Source organism: Thermogutta sp. (genome assembly GCF_014359955.1).
Lineage (GTDB): Bacteria > Planctomycetota > Planctomycetia > Pirellulales > Thermoguttaceae > Thermogutta.
Map to the genome: position 1 here is coordinate 1 of NZ_JACIYL010000205.1, position 6,253 is coordinate 6,253.

At 59.5% G+C, this 6,253-nt stretch carries 6 protein-coding genes; 1 reads left to right on the forward strand and 5 read right to left on the reverse strand.

Annotated features, from left to right (window positions below; all coding sequences use genetic code 11):
• Positions 1–899, forward strand: an 899-nt coding sequence (locus H5U08_RS08200) for a peptidyl-prolyl cis-trans isomerase (RefSeq protein ID WP_297032043.1), incomplete at its 5' end; no start/stop codon positions are given.
• Positions 900–971: 72 nt separating this feature from the next.
• On the opposite strand, the gene H5U08_RS08205 is transcribed toward H5U08_RS08200, so the two are convergent.
• From H5U08_RS08205 to H5U08_RS08225, 5 genes are all read right to left on the reverse strand, one after another.
• Positions 972–1,493, reverse strand: coding sequence for a CBS domain-containing protein (locus tag H5U08_RS08205; RefSeq protein ID WP_297032045.1), 522 nt, complete (start codon positions 1,491–1,493; stop codon positions 972–974).
• A gap of 41 nt (positions 1,494–1,534) precedes the next feature.
• Positions 1,535–2,587, reverse strand: coding sequence for a 2-oxoacid:ferredoxin oxidoreductase subunit beta (locus H5U08_RS08210; protein WP_297032047.1), 1,053 nt, complete (start codon positions 2,585–2,587; stop codon positions 1,535–1,537).
• Positions 2,588–2,676: 89 nt separating this feature from the next.
• Entirely contained in the window at positions 2,677–4,563 is a 1,887-nt protein-coding gene (locus H5U08_RS08215) for a 2-oxoacid:acceptor oxidoreductase subunit alpha (protein WP_297032050.1), read from the reverse strand.
• A gap of 82 nt (positions 4,564–4,645) precedes the next feature.
• Complete coding sequence (locus H5U08_RS08220; protein WP_297032048.1) at positions 4,646–5,116, reverse strand: CBS domain-containing protein; 471 nt, start codon at positions 5,114–5,116, stop codon at positions 4,646–4,648.
• Positions 5,117–6,007: 891 nt separating this feature from the next.
• Positions 6,008–6,253 (reverse strand): LptF/LptG family permease (locus tag H5U08_RS08225; protein WP_297032049.1); only part of this gene is annotated, 246 nt, incomplete at its 5' end.

The window sequence follows — 6,253 nt, forward strand, 5'->3', positions numbered from 1 at the left end:
CCCAGAAGCGTCAGCAAATGCCCGGTGTGGCCGCCCTCATCAACGGTCGGCCGATCCGTTTGGAAGATCTCGGTGAGATCTGCATCGATCGCCACGGGGAGGAGGTCCTGGAGTTGACCATCAATCGCAAACTCATCGAACAGGCGTGCAAGAAAAAAGGAATCGCGATTACCGAGGCCGATGTCGAAGCGGAAATCGCGCGCCTCGCTTCACAGAATCTCCCTCCGCGGGCCGATGGCAAACCCGATGTGGAAAGATGGGTGGGAATGATCTGTGAGCAGCAGAACATCACGCCGGAGATCTATCGGCACGACCTCGTCTGGCCTGCCGTCGCGCTGAAAAAACTGGTCAACGCCGATGTCCAGGTGACCGAGGAGGACCTGAAAAAGGCCTTCGAGGCGAACTACGGTCCCCGGGTGCGGTGCCGGGCCATCGTGCTCAATAATCTTCGGCGGGCCCAGCAGGTGTGGGAGAAGGCACGCGCCAATCCCACGGAAGAAAACTTCGCCGACCTCGCTGAACAGTACTCCATCGATCCCGCCACGCGGGCCCTCCGGGGCGAAGTGGCCCCCATCCAGAAATACGGTGGTCAGCCCAACCTGGAGGAAGAAGCCTTCTCGCTCAAACCCGGGGAAATCTCGGGAATTATCCAGGTGGGACCGGAAACCTATGTTATTCTCTACTGCCTGGGCTTCACCAAGCCAGTGGACGTGGATTTTGCTTCCGTCAAAGATATCCTCACAGAGGATATTCGAGAAAAGAAACTGCGCCTTGCCATGGCGGACTATTTTGACAAGTTACGGGCGGCCGCCACGATTGACAATTTCCTGGCCGGCACAACCCAGTCGCCCAATCTGACCCGGCGTGCCGCGGCGGGGACAGAATCGGCTGTCCGCTAAGCCCTTCATCAGGTTGTGGTCTCTACCGGGAGACAATAGCGGGAACGTCGCAGCCGCAGTCCCGGGCTCCGTTCAGTCCTGCTCGAGAAGACGCGTGAGGTGGCGAAAAACCTCGCGCACCGAGACCACCCCCACGACCTGGCCGTCACTCAAGATGGGGATGTGCCGGTAGCCGCCGACCGCCATGCGATGGATGGCAAAAGCCATACGGTCTTCCAGCTCGAGCGTCTCGACCGGGGTGGTCATGAAATCCCGCACGGGTCGATTTTCCCACTCCGCCCGATCCAGGCTGAGCCGAAGCAGCGCATCCCGCTCTGTGAAGATGCCCACAAGCTGTGTCCCTTCCATGACCAGGGCGCAGCCGGTGCGTGCGGCCACCATCCGCCGCAGGACTTCTCCCACGGGCGTTTCCGGCGAGACGCAGACGGGATCGCGGATGTCGAGCCGGCCGATGCGATCGTAGGCAACGCTCCGCTCCAGCTCATTCTGGGGAACAAACGTCTCTTCCTGAGTGAGCGGTTGATGGCAGCGGACGCACTCGTCGGCACCCGCCAGGTTTTCATGGCCACAATCGGGACAGATAATCCGCGTCATGCTCTCGTGTACCTGTTTTTACGCGCAACCAACCGGTGGAATCACCGGGATGGAGCTCCGTCTTCCGGAACTTCCCAGGTGTCACCTTCGTGAAAGAGATCATCCAGGGACCGAGGCTCCCCGCGCGCCGCGATCGCCTTGGCAACCTGTTCGTTGAGCAGTCCATCGTAGGTCGGATGTTCCACTGCCCGAAAAACACCGATCGGCTCGGGGAAATCAGGATACCGCATACGGCTGAGGACATAGGCGACAGTGGGATCGGCGGCTTTTTCATCGTGGACGGCGATGTCCGCCTCGGTAACACCGTCTCCCAGTTCCACGATCTCGGGAACACATCCCCGGAAGCGAATACCTTTGTTCCGGTTCTTGCCGAAAAGCATCGGCTTGCCATGCTCGAGTTCGAGAACATGATCCTCCTTCACCTGGCGGTCGGTGGCGTATTCCCAGGCCCCGTCATAGAAGACGACGCAGTTCTGATAGATTTCCACGAAAGAGGTGCCCTTATGGGCGGCCGCCCTTTCCAGCACCATCCCCAGGTGCTTTTGATAGACGTCGATGCTCCGCGCGACAAATGTCGCCTCCGCCCCGATGGCGAGGGAAAGGGCATTGACCGGATGCTCCAGTGTGCCGAAGGGGTTACTCTTGGTGGGATGGCCGAGAGGGGTCGTCGGCGACGACTGGCCCTTGGTCAGACCGTAGATCCGGTTGTTGAACAGGAGGATGGTCAGATCAACATTCCGGCGGAGAACATGGATCAGATGATTCCCGCCGATGCTCAGCCCGTCGCCGTCTCCGGTGATGACCCATACGTGAAGGTCCGGCCGGACGCTCTTGAGCCCGGTGGCAATCGCCGGGGCCCGACCGTGGATCCCGTGGATTCCGTACGTGTTGACGTAGTACGGAAACCGGCTGGAACATCCAATGCCCGAGATGAATACCGTCTTTTCCCGGGGCAAACCCAGATTGGCAAGAGTTTTTTTCACCTGGGCCAGGATGGCGTAGTCGCCGCAACCGGGGCACCATCGCACTTCCTGTCCGCTGGCGTAATCGTTCGGGGTCAGTTTGGCTGCTTCGATCAGGGCATCGACCGACATGGATGAATCCTCACGCCAAAGAGTCTTCTGTTGGATTGTGTGTTTTTCTGTGACCGGGCAAAAAATTCTTGTTCGACTTGGTCACATCCTCACTTGACATACTCGACAATGACGTTTTCCGAGGTTTGCGAGGCCTTCTCCCCTGTTTCCAGGATGGCCAGAGCGGCCTCCACCAGTTCGTTGACGGCGAAGGGACGGCCCTTCACCTTATTCACCCGATGCACCGGCCGGAGATACTTCGCCTGGAGCAGCAATGCCAATTGTCCGAGGTTCAACTCCGGCACCATGACGTGCTCATACCGGGAAAGGATCTCCTCCAGATCGAGGGGCAGGGGATTGAGGTAACGGAGATGCGTGAAGGCGACGTCCTGGCCTGTCGCCCAGAGTTCCTGCACTGCCGAATACACCGAGCCATACGTGCTTCCCCAGCTCACGATGAGGAGCTTTCCCGACTTGGGGCCTTCCACGACCTGCGGCGGATAATCCTTGGCGATAAGCGCCACCTTTTTGGCCCGCAGTTCCACCATCCGCTGGTGATTGTCACCGTCGTAACTCACCGCTCCGGTTCCATCCTGTTTTTCCAGGCCGCCGATCCGGTGCATGAGCTGTGGTGTTCCTGGAATGGCCCAGGGACGTGCCAGCCATTCATTGCGGGCATAGGGCAGGAAAGGCTCTCCCTCGACGGGTTGGGGATGTTCCACGGGTATCTTGGGCAGGGAGGACATCTTGGGAATCCGCCACGGCTCGGAGCCGTTGGCCACGTAGGCATCGCTGAGAATGAAGACGGGCGTCATATGTTTGACGGCGATCCGCCAGGCTTCGATGGCGATATCGAAGCAGTCGGCCGGACTCCGTGGAGCGAGAATGGCCACAGGGCACTCCCCGTGTCGGCCGAACATGGCCTGGAGGAGGTCGGCCTGCTCCGTCTTGGTGGGCATACCGGTACTGGGTCCCGCCCGCTGCACATCAATCACCAGAAGCGGCAATTCCAGCATGACAGCCAGACCGATGCCTTCGAGCTTGAGCGAAATCCCCGGACCACTGCTTGCAGTGACCGCCATGGCCCCTCCGAACGAGGCTCCGATGGCCGCTGCAACGGCGGCAATCTCGTCTTCTGCCTGAAACACACGAACCCCAAATTCGCGGCGGAGGGCCAGTTCATGGAGGATGTCGCTGGCGGGTGTGATCGGGTAACCGGCATAAAAGAGATCACAGCCGCTGAGCCGGGAGGCCGCCATCAGTCCCCATGCCAGCGCCTGATTTCCCACGATGTTGCGATACGTCCCCGGCGGGAGTTTGACGGGCGGAACCACATAACGATGGTGAATAACCTCGGTGGTCTCTCCATAGTGATAACCCGCCATCAACGCCCGGCGATTGGCCTCGGCGATGACCGGCCTCTTGCCGAACTTGGCCTCGATAAAGCGGAGGGTGGGCTCTAGCGGCCGGTCGAAGATCCAGTAAACCAGCCCCATGGCAAAGAAGTTCCGGCACCGATCCGCCTCCTTGGTTGTCAGGCCAAGATCCTTGACGGCTTCGCGAGTCAGCCGCGTGATTTCCACGGTGACAAGCTGATAATTGGCCACCGTCCCGTCTTCCAGAGGGTTGGACTTGTAGCCTGCCAGTTCCAGGTCACGCTGGGAAAACGAGTCGATATCCACGATGAGCAACCCGCCCGGCACGAGATCGGGAAGACTCGTCGCCAGTGCCGCAGGATTCATCGCCACCAGTGCATCAACCTTATCACCGGGTGTGTACACCCGCTTGGCGCCGAAGTGCACCTGGAAGCCACTCACCCCGGCTTTGGTCCCTCGCGGCGCGCGGATTTCCGCCGGGAAATCGGGAAAGGTGACGACGTCGTTGCCTGCGACGGCTGAGGTATGGGTGAACTGCGTCCCCGCCAGTTGCATCCCGTCTCCGGAGTCCCCGGCAAACCGCACCGTGGCCTCTTCCAGCTCAATCACCCGTTTTTCCATAACACCCTGGCCCTTCTCAGCGCCGCCCGCCGCAGAATTGTTGGATGTCGAAGAAATCGGAGGTTCCATAAGATGTTACCTTTCAAGGCCCTTCACGCTCGATTAAGACATCAGGAGTTGGAGGTAATGTGTACACCGCCCGTGGAAAATGTTCCACAAGCCATTGAATGATGTTGATCGCATCGACCATCCCCACGACCTGTCCATCGTCATCCACCAGGGGCAGATGGCGATAGCCACGGTAGGACATACGCGAAATAGCTTCCGCCAGACTGTCTTTCTTTTCCACGGTCACCGGGCCGGGAGACGCCACATCCCCTATGGGGGTCTCCAAATCCGTGGCTTCGGCCAAACAGCGGAGGGCGTCCCGTTCTGTGAAGATCCCCACGGTTTGACCGCGATCACAGACGGTCACAGCGCCCAGCTTCTGATCGCGCATCAGCTCCAGCACAGTTCTCAGGGGAACGCCTCGCGTCACAGAAACAACAGGAGATGTGGCCAGCCGTGCCACAGGCTCGCGAGAGATGTTGAAGGTGTTCAAAAGAGACGCCATGGCCTCAGTTCCGGAATGGCGTGACGAACCACCCTTGGCGCTGCTCCCTCGTTGAAGAGTGGTCCGATAAAGCAAAGGTTATTACCGCAACTCACATATGTAGTCCATCAGCCCACGTTTCTCACCCGCCCCTCGCGCTGTCGGTCGTCCGCATGGGGATGCCAGCCCCGCGAGGTTCACGATTTCCTACCTTCTTCCGATCGTCTGTCGGCCCGCGATCGCTCCCCGCTCCTCCCTTTAACAACCATCGACACACGTTCTCTTTTGACGATATCAATTTTGCCACTCTTAATTCTTTCATTTCCAACCCCCAATGTCAACGCAGCGATTTGCTGACACATTCCCGGTTTTCCTCTGGCGACGGGGATGCGTAGGTCCACCCGGGCTCGCGTGGAAACGGATGCAACCGGAGGAACCTGCCTCTCGCGTCTGCCCGGTTTACAACGTTAGACCATACATGGCCTTTCCACGGGCACGACAAGCGTGCCTCCGATTCCTTTTCACCGGAGGGACCCGCTTGTCGGGTCCACCGTCCAACCTTCGATCGTCCATCCCACCTAACCGGGCACGACAAGCGTGCCCCTCCGAGGTTTACCGGACGCCGTGGGAGGCCTCCCTCCCACACGCCCGGGTTCCACGCCGATTGCGTCGCTTGCATCCGCATCACGCGAGGGACTGGAGGGCCCGGTTCCACCCGGGCCACGCGGCACCATCATACGCACCGCGATTCGGTAGGGGCAATTCATGAATGGCCCCTGCGGCACATCCAACCTTCGGCTTCTCACAGACGAATACAAACACCAAATACAAACAGGGGGATGGGGCATCCCCAACCGGGGACCGACCCGGGGAATTGTTGACTGAGACAGTGTTTTTTAATCGTGAGGAACGTTATTCCCAGAGCCAATCCAACTGCGCCACGGCGGCGGGGACTGAAATGAAAAACGGCAGCCACGCCGCCAATGCGGGTGAGATCAGGTAAATATTCCCCAGATATTCACAGGTAAGAACGACGGCTGTGAAAAGGGCCACGACAAGGATGCCCAAGCCCAGCGCGAGAAAAACGTTTCTCTGTTCCCGTCGGACCACCAGGGGCAGTCCCAAAAACAGCAGATTGAGATCGCGGAGGGGCTGCAC